The sequence below is a fragment of the Herbiconiux moechotypicola genome, from assembly GCF_024979255.1.
GTDB classification, from domain to species: Bacteria; Actinomycetota; Actinomycetes; order Actinomycetales; family Microbacteriaceae; genus Herbiconiux; species Herbiconiux moechotypicola.
Window position 1 is genome coordinate 452,253 of sequence record NZ_JANLCN010000002.1, and the last position, 23,387, is coordinate 475,639.

The following is a 23,387-nucleotide window of genomic DNA, read 5'->3' on the forward strand; positions in this document are numbered from 1 at the left end:
GTTCTCGACCTTAAGGGTTATAGTCAGTCCTACCTTTAGGTCGGGCCGGTGCCCGGCCGGTGAACGGACGGCGACATGAGCGAGCGCACCACCCCGAGCGGCGCCTCCGCTGCGCCCGTCGTGCCCGCCGTGGCCGGCGTGCTGCTCGCCGTCTCGACGGTCATCTTCGCCCTCCGCCCCGACGCCGACCGGGTCGCGAGCGGCGGCATCGACGCCGACCACACCGCCCCGTCGCTGCCCTCCCTCTGGCTCCCGCTGGTGCGCCGCATCCGGCCGCCCTACGAGGGCCAGTGGGCCCTCCCCGGCGGCCCCCTCCAGCGCGACGAAGACCTCGAGGCCGCCGCAGCCCGCACCCTCGCCGCCACCACGGCGCTCGACCCGAACTACCTCGAACAGCTCTACGCCTTCGGCACCCTCGACCGTGCGCCCGGCGATCTCGACGATCGGGTCGTGTCGATCGTCTACTGGGCCCTCGTCAGCTCCGACGAGGCGGCGCAGAGCGCCCGCGCCGAGGGGCTCGAGAACGTGGCCTGGTTCTCGGTCGACGACCTGCCCGACCTCGCCTTCGACCACGACGTCATCATCGAGTACGCCCTCTGGCGCCTGCGCAACAAGGTGGAGTACAGCCGCATCGCGCACGCCTTCCTCGGCGACGTGTTCACCCTCGCCGAGCTGCGTGAGGTGCACGAGGCCGTGCTCGGCCGCACCCTCGACCCGGCGAACTTCCGGCGCCAGATCGAGTCGTCGAACTCGGTGGTGCCCACGGGCAAGCGCGTCACCGGCACCAGCTACCGTCCGCCCAGGCTGTACCGCTACAACAACAGCGCGGAACCCGTCGATCGCGGGCCCCTCGCACGAACCACCGTTCCTCTGAGAAAGCCGCAACCATGACCACGTCCACCCTGTCGGTCGACACCGAGATCCAGCTCATAGCCGCCGGCGCTCCCGGCGCCACGGGCTCCACCTGCACCCCCGGCCTCGCCGACGGCCCCTGGGTGTTCGACCTGCAGCCCGCCCCGAGCTACGGGCCGGGGGCGTCGCTGGCCGACCCCATCCCGGCCGACACCCCGCGGCAGGGCGTGCTGCCCGAGGTCTACAAGACCGCGTCGAAAGACGAACTGGATGCGCGCATCCGGGCCGCGAAGGCCACCCTGGGCGACCGCGTGGTCATTCTCGGCCACTTCTACCAGCGCGACGAGGTGGTGCAGTACGCCGACTTCGTGGGGGACTCCTTCCAGCTGGCGAACGCGGCGCTCACCGTGCCGCAGGCCGAGGCGATCGTGTTCTGCGGTGTGCACTTTATGGCCGAGACCGCGGACATCCTCGCGGGCGAGTCGCAGAGCGTCATCCTGCCGAACCTCGCGGCCGGCTGCTCGATGGCCGACATGGCTGACATCGACTCGGTCGAGGAGGCCTGGGCGCAGCTCGCCGAGCTCTACGGCACCGAGCCCGACGCAGACGGTCGCGTGCCCGTCATCCCGGTCACCTACATGAACTCCTCAGCCGACCTCAAGGGCTTCTGCGGCCGCAACGGCGGCATCGTGTGCACCTCGTCGAACGCCGCCACGGTGCTCGAGTGGGCCTTCGAGCGGGGGCAGCGGGTGCTGTTCTTCCCCGACCAGCACCTCGGCCGCAACACCGCGAAGGCGATGGGGGTGCCCCTCGAGCAGATGCCCATGTGGAACCCGCGCAAAGAGCTCGGCGGCTCGACCGAGGCCGAGCTGCTCAATGCGCGCGTGATTCTCTGGCACGGCTTCTGCTCGGTGCACAAGCGGTTCTCGGTGGCGCAGATCGAGCGCGCCCGCGCGGCGTACCCGGGCGTGCAGGTGATCGTGCACCCCGAGTGCCCGATGCCGGTGGTCGACGCCGCCGACTCGGCCGGCTCGACCGACTTCATCGTGAAGGCGATCGCCGCGGCCCCCGCCGGCACCACCTTCGCCATCGGCACCGAGATCAACCTCGTGCAGCGCCTCGCCAACGAGTACCCGCAGCACACCATCTTCTGCCTCGACGACGTCATCTGCCCCTGCTCCACCATGTACCGCATCCACCCCGGCTACCTCGCCTGGGTGCTCGAGGAGCTCGTCGAGGGTCGCGTCGTGAACCAGATCTCGGTGTCCGCCGACGTGGCGGTGCCGGCGCGCGTGGCGCTCGACCGGATGCTCGCGGCCCGGCCGTGAGCGCGGAGTCGGGTGGGCGCCCGGCCGAGGTGGCGGCTGGGGCCGCGGGGGCTGTGCCCGTCGGGGCTGGGCCTGCCGGAGCTGGGCCCTCGGGGGCGCGACGCGCGCGCGTCGTGGTGGTGGGCAGCGGCATCGCCGGGCTCGTCACGGCGCTCGAGTGCGCTCGCGCCGGGCTCGACGTCACCGTCGTGACGAAGGGTGCGATCGACGAGGGCAACACCCGGCACGCCCAGGGTGGCATCGCGGCGGCCGTCATGCCCGGCGACACCGTGGCGTCGCACGTGGCCGACACGCTCGTGGCCGGCGCGGGCCTCAGCGACCCGGATGCGGTCGGCGTGCTCTGCGAGGAGGGCCCGGCGGGGATCGCGGCCCTGGTGGAGTGGGGGGTGTCGTTCGACCGGGTCGGCGGGGTGGACGCGGCGCCCGATGCCCCATTCGACTCCGGGCTGGAGGGCGCGCACTCGTTCCACCGCATCCTGCACGCGGGCGGCGACGCCAGCGGGCTCGCGGTGGAGCAGGCGCTCCTGCGGTCGGTTCGGGCGGCGGGGATCGCCGTTCGCGAGCACACGTTCCTGATCGACCTCGTTCGGGAGGATGTGCCGCAGGGCGGAGCGGCTCGGCGCGACGCTTCGCCGAATGTCCTCCCGAACTCCACGAGCTCGACGGCCGGGGGCGGCATCGACGCGGCGGTGTGCGGTGTTCGGGTGCGCACGCCGGCCGGCGTCGAGACCCTCCGTGCCGATGCTGTGGTGCTCGCGAGCGGCGGGCTCGGGCAGCTCTACGCGCAGACCACCAACCCCGCGGTCACCACCGGCGACGGCGCGGCGGCCGCATGGCGCGCGGGTGCCGTGCTCGCCGACGTCGAGTTCGTGCAGTTCCACCCCACGGCGCTCGCGGTGCCGGGCTCGTTCCTCGTGTCGGAGGCGGTGCGCGGCGACGGCGCCGTGCTGCGCAACACGCGGGGCGAGCGGTTCATGACGTCCGTGCATCCGCTCGCCGAGCTCGCGCCGCGCGACATCGTGGCGCGGGCCATCGCGGCCGAGATGCGCCGCACGGGTTCCCCCGTCTACCTCGACGCCACCGCGCTCGGAGCCGAGGAGCTGGAGCACCGCTTCCCCACCATCTCCGCCGCCTGCCGCGAGGCCGGATTCGACTGGGCGCACGACCCCGTCCCGGTGGCGCCCGCGGCCCACTACTGGATGGGCGGGGTCGCCACCGACCTCGACGGCCGTACCAGCATCCCGGGCCTCTACGCGGTGGGCGAGGTCGCCTGCACCGGCGTGCACGGCGCGAACCGGCTCGCCTCGAACTCGCTGCTCGAGGGCCTGGTGTTCGCCCGTCGCTGCGCTCGCGCGCTCGCGGCGCTCCCCGCTCCCTCCGCGCTCGCGCCCTACGCTTCCCCCGTCGAGTGGGCGCAATCGGTCGCTCAGGCTGGTCGGGATGCGACGGATCGCGCCCACTCAATCGCCAGCGAGGGGCGCGTGACGACGCGACACGAGCTCCGTGAGCTCATGCAGCGCGCCGCCGGAGTGGTGCGGGATGCGGACGGGCTGCGCTCGGCGCTCGCCGCCCTCGAGGGGCGCGCGGCGGTCGACGGCGACCGCGAGTCGGCGTCGGTCGAGCAGCTCGAGACCGAGAACCTGCTGCAGCTCGCCCGCCTGCTGCTGCACTCTGCGCTCGCGCGGGAGGAGTCGAGGGGTGCCCACTCCCGAGACGACTTCGCGGAGACGTCGCCCGCGTTCGACGGCCACCTCGTGGTGTCGCGGATGCGCCCCCGGCCCGCGCTCGCCGCCACGGTCGCCGAGGCGGTGGCGCCCTGGCCGAGCAACCCGGCCCGCGCATCCGGTCTCACCTCCACCATAGCCCCGACCGCCATCGACCCCAGCGAGAGGATCGCCAGCTGATGCTCACCACCCAGATCGTCGACGACGTCGTCTCGCGGGCGCTCGCTGAAGACGCGCCGTGGGGCGACATCACCTCCGAGCTGCTCATCCCCGCCGAGGCGCGCGCCACCGCGGCCCTCGTCGCGCGGGAGCCCGGTGTGCTGAGCGGCGGCTCCGTGTTCGCAGCGGCGATGCGGCTGGTCGACCCGGGCATCCGGTGCGAACTGCTCGTCGCCGACGGCTCGCGGTTCGAGGCGGGTGAGCGCTTGGCCGTGGTCGACGGTCCGGCCCGAGGGGTGCTGCGCGCGGAACGGGTGGGCCTCAACCTGGTGCAGCGGATGAGCGGGGTCGCCACGCTCACCGCGCGGTACGTGGCCGAGGTGCAGGGCACGCGTGCCCGCATCGTCGACACCCGCAAGACAACGCCGGGCCTGCGCGCGCTCGAGCGCCAGGCGGTGCGTGACGGCGGCGGGCACAACCACCGCTTCTCGCTCTCGGACGCGGTGATGGCCAAGGACAACCACCTCGCCGTGCTCGCCGCGCAACACGACGGCGACGTGACGGCCGCCCTGCGGTCGGTGCGCGAGCGGATGTCGCACACCACGCACCTCGAGGTGGAGGTCGACCGCATCGACCAGATCGAGCCCGTGCTCGCCGCCGGGGTCGACACGATCATGCTCGACAACTTCTCGGTCGATCAGCTGCGCGAGGGCGTCGCGCTGGTGGGCGGACGGGCCCTCGTGGAGGCCAGTGGCGGCGTGAACCTCGACACGGTCGCGGCGATCGCGGCGACCGGGGTGGACGTGATCTCGGTGGGCGCGCTCACCCACAGCGTGCGGGCGCTCGACCTGGGGCTCGACGTGGAGTTCGCGGCGGCGGGGCCGGCCGAGGCCGTGAGTCCCGCTGAGGCCGTGAGTCCCGCTGAGGCCGTGAGCCCCGTCACCGCCCTCGGCGACGGGGCGAACTGAGCCGGCCGTGATCTACCTCGACGCCGCTGCCACGACCCCCGTGCGCCGCGAGGTGCTGGAGGCGATGTGGCCGCACCTGACGGGCGACTTCGGCAACCCGTCGAGCCACCACGGTGTGGGGGAGTCGGCGGCGCGCGCGCTGGCGGCGGCGCGGGCGGGCGTGGCGGGCGTGCTGGGCTGCCGGCCTGCCGAGGTGGTGTTCACCTCGGGGGGCACGGAGGCCGACAACCTCGCGGTCAAGGGCATCGCGCTCGCGGCGGTCTCGGGGCGCGCGGTGGCAGGTGCGGGCGCGGTGGCGGGTGCGCGTGCGCCGGATGCGGTCTCCGGAGGCCGCCCACCTCGTGACCGTCACGTCGTGATCAGCGCGGTCGAGCATCCGGCGGTCGTGGAGTCGGCCGAGTACCTGCAGCGCGTGCACGGGTTCGAGGTCACGACCGTTCCCGTCGACTCCGACGGACTCGTCGTGCCCGCCGAGTTCGCGGCGGCGCTCCGGCCGACGACGGCGCTCGCCGCCGTGATGTACGCCAACAACGAGGTGGGCACCGTGCAACCGATCGCCGAGCTCGCGGCCCTCGCGCGCGAACAGGGCGTGCCGTTCCACACCGACGCCGTGCAGGCCGCCGGCTGGCTCGACCTGCGGCTCGACGCGCTCGGCGTCGACTCCCTCGGACTCTCCGGCCACAAGCTCGGCGCACCGAAGGGCGTGGGGGCGCTGGCCGTGCGCCAGCGCGTGCGGGTCGAGCCCCTCGTGCACGGCGGCGGGCAGGAGCGGGGGCGGCGCTCCGGCACCGAGAACGTGGCGTTCGCCGTGGGGCTGGCGGCGGCGCTCACGCTCGCCGAGGCGGAGCGTGCCGAGGCCGCAGCGCGCACGACCGCGCTGCGCGACCGTTTCATCGAGGCGGTGCTGGCGCGGGTTCCGGATGCGCGTCTCACCGGGCATCCCACGTCGCGTCTGCCCTCGGTCGCCTCCTTCACCTTCGGCGCCACCAGCGGCGAGGCGGTGCTGCTCCAGCTCGAAGAGCGCGGCGTGATCGTCTCCAGCGGGTCGGCGTGCGCGGCGGGCGACGACGACCCGTCACCCGTGCTGCTCGCGATGGGCGTCGACCCCGTCGAGGCGCAGACCGCAGTGCGCTTCACGCTCGCCTCCTCCACCACTGCTGCCGACCTCGACACCGCCGCCGACGCCCTCGTCGCCTCGGTCTCCGCGCTCCGCGCCCTCCGTTGAGGAGCGTGACCGCTCGCTCGTCGTGATCACTCGCTCGCGGGGAGCGAGTATCCTTCATGTTCTGTGAGCCGGAGTTCGTGGAAGACCGTGCTGCGGGGGCCCGCGGGTCAGGTGGCGGCGGGCAGCGGGCTGTCGGCGGCGGTCGGGTTCGTGGTGCTGATCGTCGCCGCGCGTTCGTTGGCGCCGGCGGAGAACACGGTGTTCCTCACCTTCTGGTCGATGCTGCTCACCGGGTTCGGGGTGCTCGGAGGGCTCTCGACGGAGGCGATCCGGTCGGTGAGTCTCGCCGCCCGCGGTGCCCGGTCTCGTCACGGCGGTGCGGATGTGCGCCGGACCTCCCTTCTCGCGGCGGGCGCGATCTGGGGCGCGGTGCTCGGAGGGGTGGTCGCCGTCGTGTGCCTGCTCGGTCGGGAGGCGCTCCTCGGGGCCGACTGGCCGGTGCTCGCGGCGGCGCTCGTGGTGGCGATGGTGCTCGGGTCGGGATGGGCGGTGGTGGTCGGCGGTCTCGGTGGGCGCGGACGGTGGTCGGTCTTCGCTGCGATGACCGGTTGCGACGCACTGCTGAGGCTGGCGGTCGTGGCGGTGCTGACTTCGAGTGGTGCGGGCTCGACGGCGATGGCGATCGGGGTCGCGGTCACGCCGGGGATCTGGGTGATCGCGTTGTCGGCGTCCGCATCCGTTCGGCGCGCTGCCCGGGCCGAGGCGCCGGCGAGGCTCACGCAGGTGCTCGCGCTTGACGCGCACGCGATAGCGGCCGCCGCGTCGAGCGCGGTGCTCGTAGCGGGGTTGCCGCTGCTGATCGCGCTCACGGCCGGCGAGGGGGAGGGCGGGGTGGAGGGTCTCGGTGCGCTCATGCTGGCGGTCACGCTCGTGCGCGCGCCGCTGTTGGTGCCGCTGACCGCGTTTCAAGGGTTGATCGTGCGGCGGGCGGCGCTGCAGCCGGAGGGGGTCGAGCGGATGCTCGCGTGGGCGGGTGCCGGCTTGGCGGCGGTCGCGGTGCTGGGCACTGGAGCTGCGGCTGCCTGGGGTGAGGGAGTTCTCCGGTGGGTCTCGGGCGTCGGCGTGCCGGGCCTGGCGCTCGCCACCCTCGTTCCCGGGGCGGCGGCGCTCGCCGGGCTGACCCTGACGGGGGCGCTGGCGCTCGCGCGGTCGCGCCATCGTCGCGCCACCGCGGGCTGGCTGGTCGCGGCTGTCGTGACGGGTGGTGCGCTCTGTCTTCCGCTCCCATTGGAACTCCGCGTGGCCGGTGCCACCTTCGTGGGGCCGGTCGCCGGGATCGTCGTACACCAGGTGAAGTGGATCCGGTTGCACAGCGCTGAGCATTAATCAGATACTGAGATCTCGCTAGGTAAGAAGTTCAACGATGATTTCGAGAGGTGGGGTGGCCGCGGTGCTTTCCAGATGCGGACTGATGGGCACACTGTTCTTGGCTGCAGTGTGCACCGCCGTCGGGGTCGCCGGTCCGGCAGCCGCCTCGGACTCGACCGGTGTCGATGCCAGAGGCGTGGCGGCGTGCACGAGTGGTGGGTCGTTGGTCAAGGAACTAGTCGGCCAGACGTTGTATGTGCGGAACTGCAGCGGTGCGACCAGACGTGTGACCGCGCAGTACTTCTCGCCAGGGAACCCGCTCCCCAACGATTACGCGTGCACGTCGGTGAGAGCCAACGGTGTCGCGTCTTGGTTCGTGCACGCTGGCTTCAGCGTGGGCTCCGCAAAGTTCTGCTGATACAGCGGCGACAGGTGGGTGCGGTCAGGCGGTGAGCCAGATGGAGTCGGTGGCGTCGGGGGTGAGGGAGACGCCGGCGGGAGCAGCGATGGCGGCGGGCAGGGGGATGAGGGTGGCGCCGGGTGCGGCATCCGGGTCGGTGGGTTCTACGCGGACGCGGGTGCCGGGGCCGATGCCATGGGCGGCGAGGGATTCGAGGAGGGAGGGGTCGCGGTCGCTGATGCGCACGACGGTGCCCTCGTGGCCGGGGCGCGCATCCTGGAGCACCACGGCGTCGAACACCGGCACGGTGCCGTCGGCGGCGGGGATGGGGTCGCCGTGCGGGTCTTGGGCGGGGCGGCCGAGGCGGGCGTCGATGGCGTCGAGGAGGCGGTCGCTGAGGGCGTGCTCGAGCACCTCGGCCTCGTCGTGCACTTCGTGCCAGCCGTAGCCCATCTCCTGCACCAGCCAGGTCTCGATGAGGCGGTGCCGGCGCACCACGCCCATGGCGCGCATCCGGCCCGCCGCGGTGAGCGTGAGCGGCCCGTACGGCACGTGGCTGAGGTAGCCGGCCGCCGCGAGCTTCTTCACCATCTCGGTGACCGACGAGGGGGCCACTCCGAGCCGTGCGGCCAGCGCCGAGGGCGTGATGGGGTCGGGCTGCCACTCGGTGTGCGCGTAGATCGTCTTGAGGTAGTTCTCGGTGGCGGTCTCGGGCTCAGGCATGATGCCTCAAGCCTAAAGCCGGGGCTGGGTGCTCACGCCCCGAGATACCTGCCCGGCCGGTGGTTCACCGCGAGCACGAGGTTGAGCACCACCGCGCCCGCGGCCGACAGCAGCACGGTGAGCGGCGCCACCACGGCGAACGAGACCAGCACGATCGCCACGTCGAGCCCCATCTGCACATATCCGGCGCGCCAGCCGAGACGCTCCTGCGCGAGCAGCGCCAGGATATTGAACCCGCCGAGACTCGCCCGGTGCCTGAACAGAACCAGCAGTCCCACACCGGCCAGCAGGTTGCCCGCGATCGCGGCGTACACCGGGTCGAGGCGGTCGATCACGAGCGCGAGCGGGTTGAGCAGCGAGAACGCCGACACCAGGGCGACGCTCGCGGCGGTGCGGAGGGTGAAGTTCCAGCCCTTGCGCCAGGCGGCGAGGGCGAAGAACGGCAGGTTCACGGCGAGGAAGATCACGCCGAACGGCACGGGCACGACGTAGCTCACGAGCAGTGCGAGCCCCGCGGTGCCGCCGGTGACCGCGCCGCTGGACTTGAGCAGGAAGATCCCGATCGAGGCGATGACCGTGCCGGTGAGGATGCCCAGCACGTCGTCGAGCGGCGAGTGCGCCAGCGGGTCGCGACCGGGGTGGGGCGTGCGGGAGTCGCGCGTTGCCGCCGGGGTGGCGCCGACGGCGTCGGCGCCCGGGCGGGTGGCGCCGGGCGTCGGCGTGGCCGCATCCGTCGACGTGGGCGTGGCCGCATCTGTCGTCGTGGTCATCGCGGGGCTCCGGATGCGCTGAGCGGCCTCGTGGGACGCGCGCCGGCTGAGCCTTCGAGGCCGCGGCGGCTCTGCAGTTCGAGCGGGTCGAACCCCGCGAGGACGGCCAGCACGCGGTCGCCGGCGGCACGATCGGCCACCGAGATGCGCACCCCGGCGTCGGCGTAGCCGCGCACGAGGATGTCGTCGGCGGCGAGGGCGGCGATGACGCGGTCGCGGGCGTCGTCGCGCATCCGGAGCCAGATGAAGTTGGCGGCGCTGTCGGTGGTGGTCCAGCCGCGCGCGCGGAGGGTGCCGATGAGACGGGCGCGTTCGGCGCGCACCTGGGCCAGCCGTTGCGCGATCTCGGTGTCGGCCGCCGGTTCGAGGGACGCGATCGCCGCCTGCTGCGCGAGCGCGCTCACCGCGAAGGGCATGGCCGTGCGGCGCAGTCCCTCGGCGACCTGGGGGTCGGCGACCGCGTACCCCACGCGGAGACCGGCGAGCCCGTAGGCCTTCGAGAAGGTGCGCAGCACGCACACATTGGGGTGTCGGCGGCGCAGGGCGATGGCGTCGATCGTGTCGGCGGTGCCGGGGGGTGCTTCTGCGTACTCGAGGTAGGCCTCGTCTATGACGACGAGCACGGTGGGCGGAAGCCGGTCGAGGAAGTGCTGGAGCTCCGCGGCGCCGATCGAGACCCCGGTGGGGTTGTTGGGGGTGCACAGCAGCACCACGCGCGTGCGTTCGGTGACCGCGTCGAGCAGGGCGTCGAGGTCGTGACCCTCGTCGGCGCCGAGGGGCACCTGCACGGCGGAGGCGCCGACGAGGCGGGTGAGGATCGGGTAGGCGTCGAAGGAACGCCAGGCGAACAGCACCTCGTCGCCGGGCTCGCAGTAGCCGGTGAGGATCTGCTGCAGCACGCCGGTGCTGCCGGGACCGACGGCGAGTTCGTCGACGGTGACGCCGGCGCCGAGCCGGGCGGCGAGGCGGGTGCGGAGCTCGAGCGCGGCGTTGTCGGGGTAGCGGTTGAGGCGGCCCGCAGCCTCGTGCACGGTGTCGAGCACGGAGGGCAGCGGAGGGAAGTGACTCTCGTTCGAGGCCAGAGCCGCCACGAGCCCGGCATCGACGAGCGCGGAGTCGGCCCGGCGGCCGGGCACGTAGGCGGGCAGGTCGCGCACAGCGGTGCGGGGCAGGGGCGGGGGAGTCATGGGTCCAGCTTGAGAAGCGGATGCGGGTGTGCGCAAGTGAGATGGATTCTGCTGGGCATATTGCCCTCTTTGGGTGGTCTGTGTGTCAAAATGCCCAGCATGGAGCAGCTTGACGATCTGGATGCGCGCATCCTTCTCGCCCTCGACGCCGACCCGGATGCGACGGTGCTGGGCCTCGCCCACGCGCTCGGCGTGGCGCGCAACACGGTGCACGCGCGGCTCAGGCGCATGGCGGCCAGCGGGGCGCTCGGCTCGTTCAGCAAGCGGATCGACCCGGCGGCGCTCGGCTACCCCCTCGTGGCCTACGTGTGGATCGCGGTGAGCCAGGCGTCGAACGACCCCGTCGTGGAGGGGCTGCAGAAGATCGCGCAGATCGTCGAGATCCACACCACGACGGGCGACGCCGACCTGCTCGTGAAGGTGGTGGCGCGCGATCCGGCGCATCTGCACCGGCTCACGCGGCAGATGCTCGCGGTGGAGGGGGTGATGCGCACGAACACGACGCTGTCGCTCGTGGAGTCGATGCCGCACCGTGTGAGGGCGTTGCTCGAGGAGCGGGCGCGGGAGTAGGTGCGGAGTGGCGCGATCCGACGGAGGGATCGGCCGATGTCGGTGGCATGGTGTTGACTGATGCTCATGAACGATCGGATGCTCCGCCTGGACGCGATCCTCGACGAGCTCGTCGAGGTGGAGCGCTCGCTCGCGCGCGGTGCGGCCCGGCGGGCCCGCCTGCTGGCGGAGGCGACGGCGGTGCGGCTCGCCCAGGCGGAGCGGGGTTCGGAGGGGCTCGCGATGAGGTCGCTGGTGGCCGAGATCGGATGCGCGACGCGGGTGTCGGAGGGAACGGTCGCCCGTCTGGTCAATGAGGCGGAGATCCTCGTCGGTTCGTTGCCGGGAACGCTCGAGGCACTGTCGTCGGGGGCGATCTCGTATCGGCACGCGCAGGTGGTGGCGCGGCACGCCGTGAGTGTTCCGGTCGGGGCGCGTGCCGGGTTCGAGGCTGTGGTGTTGCACGAGGCGGAGGTGCTCACGCCGTCCCGGTTCGAGCGGGTGGTGCGGCGGGAGCGGGAGCGGGTGCATCCGGAGTCGATCGAGGAGCGCACGGTGGCCGCGCAGGCTGAGCGGAGTGTGCGGTTCGAGCCTGATGTCGACGGCATGGCGTGGTTGGTGTGCCATCTGCCGGCCGTGGTGGCGGTGGCGGTCGATGACCGGCTCGATCGTCTGGCGCGGGCTGCTCGCTCGGCCGGTGAGGGGCGCACGCACGGGCAGTTGCGAGCGGATGCGTTGGGTGAGCTGCTGCTGGGCGGTGGCGCAGGCGCGGGCGCAGGCGCGGGCAGCGACACCGGCTCCGGTTCGGGCGTGGGTGATGGTTGCGACCGTATCGTGCCGACGGTGGTGCTCACGGTTCCTGCGCTGACACTGCTGGGGCATGATGCAGGGCAGGCGCGGCTCGAGGGGTATGGTCCAATCGATGTGCCGACCGCGCGCCGTCTTGCTGCGAGGGCTCCGAGTTTCGTGCGAATCCTGACTCATCCTGAGTCGGGGGAGACGGTCTCGGTGGGACGAACCCGGTACCGGCCTCCGGCTGATCTGCGGTTGGCGTTGGAGCTCGCGGACGAGTTCTGCCGGTTCCCTGGGTGCGCGCGGCGGGCTTCCCGCTGTGAGCTCGACCACACGGAGGACTGGGCGGGTGGGGGCGAGACCTCGCGGGCGAATCTGCATCACCTGTGTGTGCGGCACCACCACGTGAAACACGACTCGACCGGGTGGAGGGTCGCGGCGGGTCGTGATCGCATCCTGCGCTGGACCTCCCCGACCGGTCGCACCTACGAGACCCGGCCGTCGGGGTCGCCGGCGTCTCCATGGCCCCGATCGGCGGTCCGCGCTCCGCTGCCCGCCCGCTCGACCCCTCTGGATTCGTGCACCCGAGGTCCCGAGCGTCGGCGAAGGCCTGTCTTCCGCGACGAGAGCGCTCGAGACCACCTGCTCGTGGGTTCGCCCGGGAGGTCACTCACCACCGGGCGGCCAACCACGCGTGGAACGAGCGCGCCGGATCCACGACTCGACGAACCGCCTCCGTTCTAGCGGCGGCACTCTCCTCTCGCGCTCGACGCTTCCCCTTGTGTGCTCGGTGTCTCTGCGCGAGCCCCTCGGCGTAGGGTGCCGCACCCGCACCCGCACCCGCACCCGCACCCGCACCCGCACCTGCACCTGCGCTGACTGCTGACGCTGGGTGCTGATGTGGACGCGGTGTCAGTGGGGGCGCGCGATGAGTTCGGGGGAGCCGAGGAGGCGGGTGGTCTCGAAGGCGAGTGCGACACGGAGGGGGTTGGGGCGTGGGGCGCGGTAGCGCACGGTGTAGCGCTCGACGGCGTCGCGCACGGAGGCCTCGTCGGTGAGCACCTGGGCTCTGCCGCTGAAGGTGAGCCAGCGGCCGCCGTCGACCTGGCTCACGGCCACCCGTGGATCGCGTCGCGCGTTGAGCGCCTTCTGGCTGGTGCCCGAGGTGATGACGCGCACGATGCCCGTGGCGGCGTCGAAGGTGAAGCCGACCGGGACGACGTGGGGTGAACCGTCACCGAGAAGGGTGGTGAGGGTCGCGAGGTGGTACTCGCTCACGAACGACAGTCCGGCGGGGGTGAGCAGCTCGGGCATGCCCTCAGCCTAGGCGCGACACGCCGGACGAGAGCCCAAGGGTTGCGTGCCCCTCGGCCGATCGCTAATTTTTAGGCATGCCTAAAAATGCGCCGCCGACGTTGCCGACGCCACCGCACTCCCGCGCCGGCGAGCTCGACGGGGGTGCCGTCGTTCGCCCTCGCTGGTGGCACGGCGTCGTGCTCCTGGGCCCGGCCTTCGTCGCCTCCATCGCCTACGTCGACCCGGGCAACGTAGCCGCCAACCTCACCGCGGGCGCGCAGTACGGCTACCTGCTCGTGTGGGTGCTGGTGCTCGCCAACCTCATGGCCATGCTCATCCAGTACCAGTCGGCGAAGCTGGGCCTCGTCACCGGCCGCACCCTGCCCGAGCACGTCGGCGCGCGGGCACGACCCTGGACCCGCCGCGCCTACTGGCTCCAGGCCGAGCTCGTCGCCGCCGCCACCGACATCGCCGAGGTCATCGGCGGGGCCCTCGCCCTCAACCTCCTCTTCGGCCTGCCGCTGGTGCTGGGCGGGCTCATCGTCGGGGTGGTGTCGCTCGTTCTGCTGATCGTGCAGTCGAGTCGCCGTCAGCGCAGTTTCGAATTCGTGATCATCGGGATGCTCGCGGTGATCGCTTTCGGCTTCCTCACCGGCACCTTCGTGTCGGGCGTCGACTGGCCCGAGGCGGTCGATGGACTCGTCCCCCGGTTCGAGGGCACCCCCACCGTGCTGCTCGCCGCGAGCATGCTGGGCGCCACCGTCATGCCGCACGCCATCTATTTGCACTCCGCCCTCGCCCGCGACCGCCACCACGCCGCCTTCGCCGCCACCGCCGAGAAGACCGACTTCACGCGTCGCGCCGCTGCCAATCCGGCAGCCGCGACAGCGAACCCGGCTGCCGACGCCGCCGTGAACCCGGCCCCCGACCCAGCGAGCATCGGCACCGAGCTCGACGTCGCGCCGAGCCGCGTGCGCCGCCTCCTCAGGGCCACCCGCTTCGACGTGATCGTCGCCCTCCTCCTCGCCGGCGCCGTCAACATCGCCATGCTCCTGCTCGCCGCCTCCAGCCTCCGCGGCGTCGAGGGCACCGACACCATCCCGGGCGCCTACGACGCCATCGCCGCCGCCCTCGGCCCGGCCGTCGCCACCATCTTCGCCATCGGCCTCCTCGCCTCGGGGCTCGCCTCCACCTCGGTGGGCGCCTACGCCGGCTCGGTCATCATGAAGGGGCTCCTGCGGGTGCGCATCCCGGTGGTGGCCCGCCGTGCCGTCACGCTCATCCCGGCCCTCGTCGTGCTCGGCGCCGGCATCGACCCCACCTGGGCCCTCGTGCTCAGCCAGGTGCTGCTGAGCATCGGCATCCCGTTCGCCCTCATCCCGCTCATCCGCCTCACCGGCAACCGGATGCTCATGGGCGAGTTCGCCGACCGCCTCCCGGTGCGCCTGGTCGCCTGGGCGGTCGCGGCGCTCATCGTGGCCCTCAACGTGGTGCTCATCGCCCTCACGCTGACCGGGTCGTGACACTCACGGGATCCTGACGCCGCCCGCACCCGTGGCGTCGCCGGCCGTTCACCCACGCGTCGTATCGTCGAGCCCATGACCCTCATCGACAACGCCGTGTACGTCGACGGCGTGCGCGTTCCCGACCCTCACACGCTCGACGAGACCTACTCGCTCATGCACGAGCGTGGAGGCATGGCGTGGATCGGCCTCTACCGGCCCGACGCCGGGGAGATCCACTCGATCGAGACCGAGTTCGGCCTGCACCACCTCGCCGTCGAAGACGCGCTCACCGGCCATCAGCGCGCCAAGCTGGAGCGCTACGGCGACACCCTGTTCGTGGTGTTGCGCCCCGCCCGCTACCTCGACGCCGAGGAGCGCGTGGAGTTCGGCGAGGTGCACGTGTTCATCGGCCCGAGCTTCGTCGTGACCGTGCGTCACGCCGAGAAGCCCGACCTCGGCGCGGTGCGGCACAGGCTCGAGGGCAACCCCGAGCTGCTGAAGCTCGGGCCCGAGGCGGTGCTCTACGCGATCGTCGACGAGGTGGTCGACGAGTACGGCCCGGTGGTGGCCGGCCTGCAGAACGACATCGACGAGATCGAGAAGCAGCTGTTCGGCGGAGACCCCGACGTGTCACGCCGCATCTACGACCTCATCGGCGAGGTGATGGACTTCCAGCGCGCCGCGCATCCGCTCGCCGCCATGCTCGAAGCGCTCCTGCGCGGCGCCGAGAAGTACCACGTCGACCTCGAGGTGCAGCGGGGCCTGCGCGACGTGCTCGACCACGCGCTCTCGCTGGCCGGCCACGCGGACGCGTTCCGCGCCACCCTGCAGAACGCCCTCACCGTTCACTCCACGCTCACCACGCAGCAGCAGAACGACGAGATGCGGCGCATCTCGGAGGCCAACCTCACCCTCGCCGAAGACACCCGCAAGCTCGCCGAGGCCAGCATCGCGCAGGGCGACCAGGTGAAGAAGATCTCGTCGTGGGCGGCCATCATCTTCGCACCGAGCCTCATCGCCGGCATCTACGGCATGAACTTCGACTACATGCCCGAGCTGCACTGGGTGTTCGGGTACCCGATGGCGATCGGTGGGATGGTGGTGCTGGCGGGAGCGCTGTATACGGTGTTCCGGCGCAACCACTGGCTGTAGCAGGGGTGCGGATGTGCGGGGGTGCGGATGCGCCGGGTTGCGGATGCGCGAGGTTGCGGATGTGATTGACGAGCCTCAGCGCGGTCGGCTCAGCCTCAGCGCCGTCGCTCGAGCGCCGCGTCGAGCCCGAACCGCACGGTGGGCCACTCGTCGTCGAGGATGGAGTAGACCACCGTGTCGCGCACGGTGCCGTTCTCGAACACGGTGTGCTTGCGCAGCACGCCGTCCTGCTTCGCGCCCAGCCGCTCGATCGCCGCGCGGGACTGTCGGTTGTGCCAGTGGGCGCGGAACTCCACCGCGAGGCAGCCGAGCGTGTCGAAGGCGCGTTCCAGCAGCATTCGCTTCGCCTCGGTGTTGACGCCCGTGCGCTGGAAGGCGGCGCCGAGCCAGGTCGACCCGATCTCCACCCGGCGGTTCGCGGGGTCGAGGGTGCAGTAGCTGGTCATGCCTACCGTGCGACCGCTGTCGAGATCGCGCACGGCCCACGGCGCCATGCGGCCGAGCGTCTGCAGCCCGAGACGGCGGTCGATCTCCGCCTCCATGGACTCAGGGGCGGGGATGTGGGTGTACCAGGTGCGCCAGAGCGCGTCGACGGCGACGGCCTCGGCGAGGTCGGCGGCGTGGGTGTGGGCGAGCGGTTCCAGCGCGACCCGCGTGCCCGTCAGCGTCGGGGTGGTGGAGTACTCCTCGGCGACCATGCGCCCAGCCTAGAGCGGGATGTGACCCCGCGGCCCACTACAGCGGCCGCACCCCGAAGGCCCGGGCGAGCTTGTCGATCTTCTCGGCGCGGCCGAGGCGGGGCAGGTCGCTGCCGTCGCGGATGACCCGGCCCCTGGCCTCGAAGTCGTCGAGGAAGTCGCGCGCCCAGGTGACGTCGGACTGCGTGGGGCTGATGACCTCGTTGATGACCGGCAGCTGCTCCACGTCGAGGCAGAGCTTGCCCGTGAGCCCGAGCGCGACGGCCACCGCCGACTGCTCGCGCAGCACCGGGTGACTCGACGAGACCGTGGGGCCGTCGATCGGGCCGGGGAGCTTGCCCACCCGGCTCGCCACCACGAGGCGGGAGCGAGGGTAGGCCATCGCGATGTCTTCGGCGCTGGTGCCGGTGTCGCGGCGGTAGTCGCCGCTGCCGAACGCGAGCCTGAAGGCTCCGCGGGCCCGGGCGATGGAGACGGCCTCCTCGATGCCGAGGGCCGACTCGATGAGTACGAGCACGGGCGTGGTGCCGCCGAGCCGGTCGAAGGTCTCGGTGACGTCGGCCGCCGACTCGGTCTTGGCGAGCATCACACCGCGGAGGCCGGGCACGCCCTTGAGCTCGTCGACGTCGTCGCTCCAGAAGTCGCTGGCGCGGTCGTTGATGCGCACCCAGCCGCTGCCGCCACCCGACAGCCAGTCGACCACGTCGCCTCGGGCGTGAGCCTTGTGGCTCGGGTCGACCGCGTCTTCGATGTCGAGCACGATCTGGTCGGCCCGCGAGCGCGCCGCAGAATCGAAGAGCTCGGTGCGCCGGCCCGAGACGAGCAGCCACGATCGTGCGATCTCCGGAGGGACGGTCGCGACGGCTGCGGGGGCGGTTCCGGGCTGCGGAGTCGCGTCGGTCTGGATCTCGTCGTTCTGCGTCACGTCGTCTCTCAGCATCGGGAGTGGTGGGCGTCGGGGGTGGTGAGTGGGCGCCGCGGGCGCACGACCTCCAGTCTAAGCCGAGCGCGGCCTCACGCCGGGGTTGCGACCGCCTCGGACGCCTCGGGTGCGGTCGCGCCGGCGGGCTCCTCGAGCGCATCCTGGGCGGGCAGGATGGCGCGGTTGCGCGCGTGGCCGACCGCCATGAGCACCACGCCGAGCGCGATCCAGCTCGCGAGCACGAGCCACGGCTGCAGCGTCGACGCCGACGGGAAGTACGACAGATCGCGCAGCAGCGTGGCCCCGGCGCCGGGCGGGAAGAACTGCCCGATGGCGCCCCACGGCTCGGGCAGGAACTGCCAGGGCTGCGCGGCACTCGAGATGGGGTTGCCGATGAGCAGCGACAGCACCGCGCCGATCGCGATGCCGCGCGGGCCCAGCACCGCGGTGAGGCCCACGATGAACGCGCTGATCGCGAGGATCGACGCGGCGACGGCGAGCGCGTTGAGCACGGGCGAACCCTGCAGGATGCCGAACCAGGCCTGGCCGATGAGGGTCACGACCACCCCACCGGCGACCCCGTAGAGCACCACGGCGGTCAGGCGCCGCCAGACGCCGGCCACGAGCAGGCTCACCACGACACCGCCGATCATGCCGCCGATGACGAGCGGGAACGACATGGTGGTGAGGCCGGTGCCCCGCGCGTCGGTGTCGGCGAGCGGCACGACGTCGGTGACGGTGATCGTCGGCACCGCATCCGCCGCGACGCCCTGCGCCGCGAGCTGCTGGGTGAAGCTGCTCTGCAGCGTGGCGGCCAGCTGCGAGAGCACCTGGCTCACGACCACGCCGTTGGCCGAGGCGGTGAGCACCTCGGGAACCGACTCGTCGAGCACGACCGCGCCGTACGCATCCCGGGTCTCGATGAGGTCGACGGCCTCGGCCCGGGTGTCGACCCGCACCACGTCGAACTGCTCGCCGGCGTTCTGCTCGATCTGCTCGGCCACCGTGTCGGCCGTAGTCGAGTCACCCGAGACGGCGAGCGGGATGCTGTGCACGGTCGACGTGATGGACGGCCAGGAGAAGGCGAGCACGAACACCCCCACGATGAGTGAGGCGCCGAGGCCGATGAGCAGCACGCGGCTCCATCGGGTGTGGGGACGGTTCATGGATAGGCCTCCGAAGAAAAACGAATGATCGTTCTTTATGATGCGTCAGAAGCGCTAGAGTGTCAACATGCCGAAGGTCACCGAAGATCACCGTGTGGAGCGCCGACGGCAGATCGCCCGCGCCGCCCTGGTGTGCTTCGCGCGCAAGGGATTCGACGCCACCTCGATGGCCGACATCATCGCCGAGTCGGGGCTCTCGGCCGGGGCCATCTACCTGCACTACGCCAACAAGCACGACCTCGTCACCCACGTGGTGTCGGATGTGCTGCGTGGCAAAGCCGACGACCTCGCGGCGATGATCGCGCGCGATCCGCTGCCGGCGCCGGTCGAGGTGGTGAAGGTGTTCGTGGGATCGATCGACGCCACCATGGGCGGGCCGTCCATTCTCGTGCAGGTGTGGTCGATCGCGGCGCGAGAGCCCGTGCTCAGCGACGTGGTCGCCGGATTCGTGAGCGAGCTGCGCACCCTCTACGAGCGCTATCTCACCGCCTGGTTCGAGCGTGGCGGCTCCGAACCTGCCGTGGCCGCCCAGCGTGCGGAGGCCCTGGTGCCTGTCGTCGTGGGCATCTGCCAGGGTTACATCGTGCAGTCCGCGATCTTCCCCGGCTTCGACCCCGACGACTATTTCGCAGCGCTCGGCCTGATCGATCTCGCCGCGGTGCCCTCGTGACCGAAGTCGGGCAGGCCGGGGACGCCGGGCATCCCGGGCCGCCGAGCCCCGAGCGCACGGCGGGAGGCGTCGGGCCGTGGGTGGGCCCGCATCCCGAGGGCCCGCAGTACGACCCCGAACTGCTCGCCCAGGGCGACACCCGCAACGTGATCGACCGCTACCGCTACTGGAGCATGGAGGCGATCGTCGCCGACCTCGACCAGCGGCGGCATCCCTTTCACGTGGCCATCGAGAACTGGCAGCACGACCTCAACATCGGGTCGATCGTGCGCAGCGCGAACGCCTTCGCCGCCGACACCGTGCACATCATCGGCCGCCGGCGCTGGAACAAGCGCGGGGCGATGGTCACCGACCGCTATCAGCACGTCGAGAACCACCCCGACGTCGCGACGTTCGTGGCGGCGATGAAGGAGGCGGGGCTGCCGATCGTGGCGATCGACAACGTGCCGGGGAGCGTCATCATCGAGACCTTCGACTTTCCCGAGCGCTGCGTGCTGCTGTTCGGGCAGGAGGGCCCTGGTCTCTCGGCCGAGGCGATCGCGGCGGCGGACGCCGTGGTGGAGATCTCGCAGTTCGGCTCGACGCGCTCGATCAACGCGTCGGCCGCGGCCGCGGTGGCGATGCACGCGTGGATCGTGCAGCACGTGCCGTTCGGCGGAAGAGGGAGCGCCGGTCAGGCCTGATCGGAGCGGGTTCGCGAGCGACGCGACGAGATCGCCGCTCCCGCCCCCACGGCGGCTGCGCCTGCCGCGACCGCAGCGGTCGCCGTCACGGCACCCGTCAGTGCACCCGCACCCGAAGCGCCGGTCGCCGCGAGCGCCGGCGGCGTGACCGGAGCGGGCGGCACCACGGGCGTGGGCGTCGGCGGCGGCACCGGCGTCACACCCAGCACCGAGTCGAGCCAGTCGAACACCACCTCGTTGCGCACCTGCGGCGCCATCGGCGCGCAGTGGAACTCGGTGCCCGTGGCGTAGCCGAACAGGTGATTCGACACCGAGGCCGCCTTCGTGAGCCACGCCTCGACCTGCGCACCCTGCCCCGAGAAGAACACGTCCGACTCGTACTCGTTCAGCAGCACGTGCGAGGTGACCTCGCCCATCAGCGCGGCGTCGGCGTTGAGGGCGGTCAGCGCATCCAGCAGCCCCACGATGTCGGAGACCACCCCGCCGCTGCGGGCCTCGTCGTGCAGAGCCGAACCGTAGATCTCGCCGCGCTTGTTCACCAGGAACTTCAGCGCATCCTGCCCGTCGGTGCCGTAGGCGGGCGTGGTGCCCTCGAACAACTCCATCCAGTTCGCGTTGCTGACCGACCCGAAGTACTGCTCCATCGCCTCGACGAGCGGCTGCCAGGGCTGCGTGTTGTCCCAGAAGCCGGGGTCGGCCACCACCGCGGCCAGCCGGTGCTCGGTGGCGGCGGCCCGCATCACGAGCAGGCCGCCGAAGCTCCAGCCGGTGAGTGCGAGCCGGCTCGCATCCGTCTCGGGCTGGGAGAGGGCGAAGTCGACCAGCGGGGTGATGACGTCGCCCCAGTAGGGCGTGAACGGGATGTTCTGCTCGAACAGTAGTGAGCCCTGCCCCGGCCCCTCGAACATCAGCACGTTGTAGCCGCGTTCGAGTGCGGCGGCCCCGCCGAAGGCCCAGAGGTCGACCAGCTGGGCGTCGCTGCCGTTGTTGATGATGACGGTGGGGTGGCTGCCGGCTCCGGATGCGCGGCCCCAGTACGCAGGCAGGGTGACGGTGCGTGTGGTGACGGTGCCGTCGAGCTCGCGGAAGCGAACGGATGCGGGCACCTCCACCCGCTGCAGCACCGGGTTCATCAGCGAGGCCGCCGCGGCCCAGCACCGCTGCATCGCCGCGTAGACCTCGGCCTCGCGGCCGGGGGCGTCGGTGCCGAGCACGAAGAACAGCACGCAGTTGTAGTACGACGCGGCGCGCAGGTAACGGGCGCGCGCGGTGACGAGACGGCCGGCCGCGAGCTCGGCGTCGGCCTCGCCGGCGAGCTGGGCGGCCAGCGCCTCGAACGAGTCGGCGTAGGGCTGGTAGGCCGGGATCGCCTCGGCGCCGCCGGCTGTGATCGCGGCCTGCACCGCGGCGACTGCGCTCGCGACCTCGCCCACCTCACCGGCCTGGTAGGCGGCCTCGCCGTAGGCGGTGAGGGTCTGGAAGTTCAGGTCGGTCTGCTGGGGGAAGGGGGTGAGACCGGGGTCGGGGGTGGCGGCGGCGGTGACCGCGGGGGCGAGTGCCGAGGGGGCCGTGGTGCCCGCGGTGGCGGTCGCGCGGCCGGCGGCGCCCGCGGAACGGGCAGCGCCCAGCGCGCTCGCGGCGGCGGGAGTCGCTGCACCGGGCCCGAAGGCGCCGGCGGCGCCGAGCGCCACCCCGAGTCCGCCCGCGGCGGCGAGCCCCAGTACTCCGCGTCGGGTCAGGTCGGTCGTCATGCCAGTCCTCCGGTCGTGTCGCAGCGTGGGCCGCGCATCCTGCCGCGCCGCCGCTCTGTCGCCGAGCCTAGCGGCGCATCCGGTTCGCCCCGGGTTCACTAAACTCGTCAGCATGTCCAAAGTCCTCACCTCCCTTCCCGTCGGCGAGCGCGTCGGCATCGCGTTCTCCGGTGGCCTCGACACCTCGGTCGCCGTCGCGTGGATGCGCGAGAAGGGTGCGGTGCCCTGCACCTACACCGCCGACCTCGGCCAGCCCGACGAGCCCGACGTGGAGGCCGTGCCCGGCCGCGCCGGCGAGTACGGCGCCGAGATCGCGCGCCTGGTCGACTGCCGGGCGCCGCTGGTGGAGGAGGGTCTGGATGCGCTGCGCTGCGGTGCGTTCCACATCCGTTCGGCGGGCAAGACCTACTTCAACACCACGCCGCTCGGCCGCGCCGTCACCGGCACCCTGCTCGTGCGCGCCATGAAGGAGGACGACGTCGAGATCTGGGGCGACGGCTCCACCTACAAGGGCAACGACATCGAGCGGTTCTACCGCTACGGCCTGCTCGCCAACCCGCGCCTGCGCATCTACAAGCCGTGGCTCGACGAGGCCTTCGTCACCGAGCTCGGCGGTCGCCAGGAGATGAGCGAGTGGCTCGTGGAGCGCGGCTTCCCGTACCGCGCCTCGGCCGAGAAGGCGTACTCCACCGACGCGAACATCTGGGGCGCCACCCACGAGGCGAAGACGCTTGAGCAGCTCGACACCGGTGTGGAGATCGTCGAGCCGATCATGGGTGTGCCGTTCTGGCGCGACGAGGTGGAGATCGCCTCCGAGGTGGTCAGCGTCGAGTTCGAGGCGGGCCGGCCGGTGGCGCTCAACGGCGTCGCGTACGACGACGCGGTGGCGCTGGTGCTCGAGGCGAACGCCATCGGCGGGCGCCACGGCCTGGGCATGAGCGACCAGATCGAGAACCGCATCATCGAGGCGAAGTCCCGCGGAATCTACGAGGCCCCCGGCATGGCGCTGCTGCACATCGCCTACGAGCGCCTCGTCAACGCGATCCACAACGAGGACACCGTGGCGAACTACCACCTCGAGGGCCGCCGTCTCGGCCGCCTCATGTACGAGGGCCGCTGGCTCGACCCGCAGGCGCTCATGCTGCGCGAGTCCATCGGGCGCTGGGTGGGCTCCGCGGTCACCGGCACCATCACGCTCCGGCTGCGCCGCGGCGACGACTACTCGCTGCTCGACACCACAGGCCCCGCGCTCAGCTATCACCCCGACAAGCTCTCCATGGAGCGTGTCGGCGACGCCGCCTTCGGGCCGCTCGACCGCATCGGGCAGCTCACCATGCGCAACCTCGACATCGCCGACACCCGGTCGCGGCTCGAGCAGTACGCGCGTCAGGGCATCGTGGGCGGGGCGACCGCGCAGCTCGTGGGCGACCTGCAGGCGGGCGAGGGCGCGGCCATCACCGCGGGCCCGGCCGAGACCGAGCTCGAGGCCGCCACTGACGCGGCCAACGAGGCCTCCGCCTTCGACCTCGGCACCGACTGAGGCGACACCGGTTGAGCCC

General features: G+C 72.0%; 21 protein-coding genes. 13 read left to right on the forward strand and 8 right to left on the reverse strand.

Features of this window, described 5'->3' with window-relative positions; translation table 11 throughout:
• The first annotated feature begins 75 nt into the window (after positions 1-75).
• The 6 genes from N1031_RS04880 (at position 76) to N1031_RS04905 (ending at position 7,582) form a co-directional block, all read left to right on the forward strand.
• Positions 76-891, forward strand: a complete 816-nt coding sequence (locus N1031_RS04880; RefSeq protein ID WP_259478465.1) for an NUDIX hydrolase — start codon at positions 76-78, stop codon at positions 889-891.
• Positions 888-2,180, forward strand: coding sequence for a quinolinate synthase NadA (gene nadA, locus N1031_RS04885; RefSeq protein ID WP_259478466.1), 1,293 nt, complete (start codon positions 888-890; stop codon positions 2,178-2,180). The genes N1031_RS04880 and nadA overlap by 4 nt, the downstream gene beginning before the upstream one ends.
• Positions 2,181-2,293: 113 nt before the next feature.
• Complete coding sequence (nadB, locus tag N1031_RS04890) at positions 2,294-4,084, forward strand: L-aspartate oxidase (RefSeq protein WP_259478467.1); 1,791 nt, start codon at positions 2,294-2,296, stop codon at positions 4,082-4,084.
• Positions 4,084-5,031, forward strand: coding sequence for a carboxylating nicotinate-nucleotide diphosphorylase (gene nadC / locus N1031_RS04895; RefSeq protein ID WP_259478468.1), 948 nt, complete (start codon positions 4,084-4,086; stop codon positions 5,029-5,031). The genes nadB and nadC overlap by 1 nt, the downstream gene beginning before the upstream one ends.
• A gap of 7 nt (positions 5,032-5,038) precedes the next feature.
• Entirely contained in the window at positions 5,039-6,256 is a 1,218-nt protein-coding gene (locus N1031_RS04900) for a cysteine desulfurase family protein (protein WP_259478469.1), read from the forward strand.
• 63 nt (positions 6,257-6,319) lie between these two features.
• On the forward strand, positions 6,320-7,582 hold the full coding sequence (locus N1031_RS04905) for a hypothetical protein (protein ID WP_259478470.1): 1,263 nt from the start codon (positions 6,320-6,322) through the stop codon (positions 7,580-7,582).
• Positions 7,583-8,006: 424 nt separating this feature from the next.
• Here N1031_RS04905 and N1031_RS04910 read toward each other — a convergent pair whose 3' ends face one another.
• From N1031_RS04910 to hisC, 3 genes are read right to left on the reverse strand one after another with little or no spacing between them, the layout of a single operon-like run.
• Complete coding sequence (locus N1031_RS04910) at positions 8,007-8,687, reverse strand: metal-dependent transcriptional regulator (RefSeq protein WP_259478471.1); 681 nt, start codon at positions 8,685-8,687, stop codon at positions 8,007-8,009.
• Between the two features lie 32 nt (positions 8,688-8,719).
• Positions 8,720-9,457 (reverse strand): YitT family protein, encoded by a 738-nt coding sequence (locus N1031_RS04915; RefSeq protein WP_259478472.1) that lies wholly within the window; start codon positions 9,455-9,457, stop codon positions 8,720-8,722.
• Positions 9,454-10,644, reverse strand: a complete 1,191-nt coding sequence (hisC, locus tag N1031_RS04920; protein WP_259478473.1) for a histidinol-phosphate transaminase — start codon at positions 10,642-10,644, stop codon at positions 9,454-9,456. Before hisC ends, N1031_RS04915 begins: the two co-directional genes overlap by 4 nt.
• Positions 10,645-10,743: 99 nt before the next feature.
• Here hisC and N1031_RS04925 point away from each other — a divergent pair, with 99 nt between their 5' ends.
• Positions 10,744-11,214 carry an Lrp/AsnC family transcriptional regulator gene (locus N1031_RS04925; protein ID WP_259478474.1) on the forward strand — a complete coding sequence of 157 codons (471 nt, stop codon included), beginning with the start codon at positions 10,744-10,746 and terminating at the stop codon, positions 11,212-11,214.
• A 66-nt stretch (positions 11,215-11,280) separates the two neighbouring features.
• On the forward strand, positions 11,281-12,729 hold the full coding sequence (locus tag N1031_RS04930) for an HNH endonuclease signature motif containing protein (protein WP_259478475.1): 1,449 nt from the start codon (positions 11,281-11,283) through the stop codon (positions 12,727-12,729).
• 168 nt (positions 12,730-12,897) lie between these two features.
• Here the strand turns inward: N1031_RS04930 and N1031_RS04935 are convergent, their stop codons facing one another.
• Positions 12,898-13,299 carry a pyridoxamine 5'-phosphate oxidase family protein gene (locus N1031_RS04935; RefSeq protein ID WP_259478476.1) on the reverse strand — a complete coding sequence of 134 codons (402 nt, stop codon included), beginning with the start codon at positions 13,297-13,299 and terminating at the stop codon, positions 12,898-12,900.
• A 77-nt stretch (positions 13,300-13,376) separates the two neighbouring features.
• Here N1031_RS04935 and N1031_RS04940 point away from each other — a divergent pair, with 77 nt between their 5' ends.
• Positions 13,377-14,804: an Nramp family divalent metal transporter gene (locus N1031_RS04940; RefSeq protein WP_259478477.1), complete on the forward strand. Its 1,428-nt coding sequence runs from the start codon at positions 13,377-13,379 to the stop codon at positions 14,802-14,804.
• A 75-nt stretch (positions 14,805-14,879) separates the two neighbouring features.
• Complete coding sequence (locus N1031_RS04945; RefSeq protein ID WP_259478478.1) at positions 14,880-15,938, forward strand: magnesium and cobalt transport protein CorA; 1,059 nt, start codon at positions 14,880-14,882, stop codon at positions 15,936-15,938.
• A gap of 95 nt (positions 15,939-16,033) precedes the next feature.
• Here the strand turns inward: N1031_RS04945 and N1031_RS04950 are convergent, their stop codons facing one another.
• From N1031_RS04950 to N1031_RS04960, 3 genes are all read right to left on the reverse strand, one after another.
• Positions 16,034-16,636 carry a GNAT family N-acetyltransferase gene (locus N1031_RS04950; protein WP_259478479.1) on the reverse strand — a complete coding sequence of 201 codons (603 nt, stop codon included), beginning with the start codon at positions 16,634-16,636 and terminating at the stop codon, positions 16,034-16,036.
• Positions 16,637-16,673: 37 nt separating this feature from the next.
• A complete protein-coding gene (locus tag N1031_RS04955) occupies positions 16,674-17,543 on the reverse strand; it encodes an HpcH/HpaI aldolase/citrate lyase family protein (protein WP_375163610.1) in 870 nt (289 codons plus the stop codon).
• A gap of 107 nt (positions 17,544-17,650) precedes the next feature.
• Positions 17,651-18,724: an ABC transporter permease gene (locus tag N1031_RS04960; protein WP_259478480.1), complete on the reverse strand. Its 1,074-nt coding sequence runs from the start codon at positions 18,722-18,724 to the stop codon at positions 17,651-17,653.
• A 67-nt stretch (positions 18,725-18,791) separates the two neighbouring features.
• On the opposite strand from N1031_RS04960, the gene N1031_RS04965 reads away from it, so the two are divergent.
• Positions 18,792-19,394: a TetR/AcrR family transcriptional regulator gene (locus N1031_RS04965; protein ID WP_259478481.1), complete on the forward strand. Its 603-nt coding sequence runs from the start codon at positions 18,792-18,794 to the stop codon at positions 19,392-19,394.
• A complete protein-coding gene (locus N1031_RS04970; RefSeq protein ID WP_259478482.1) occupies positions 19,391-20,077 on the forward strand; it encodes a TrmH family RNA methyltransferase in 687 nt (228 codons plus the stop codon). The genes N1031_RS04965 and N1031_RS04970 overlap by 4 nt, the downstream gene beginning before the upstream one ends.
• Here the strand turns inward: N1031_RS04970 and N1031_RS04975 are convergent.
• Positions 20,068-21,828 carry an alpha/beta hydrolase family protein gene (locus tag N1031_RS04975; protein ID WP_259478483.1) on the reverse strand — a complete coding sequence of 587 codons (1,761 nt, stop codon included), beginning with the start codon at positions 21,826-21,828 and terminating at the stop codon, positions 20,068-20,070. The genes N1031_RS04970 and N1031_RS04975 overlap by 10 nt on opposite strands.
• Positions 21,829-21,940: 112 nt before the next feature.
• Between N1031_RS04975 and argG the strand changes: the two genes are divergently transcribed.
• On the forward strand, positions 21,941-23,368 hold the full coding sequence (argG, locus tag N1031_RS04980; RefSeq protein ID WP_259478484.1) for an argininosuccinate synthase: 1,428 nt from the start codon (positions 21,941-21,943) through the stop codon (positions 23,366-23,368).
• Positions 23,369-23,387: the final 19 nt, after the last annotated feature.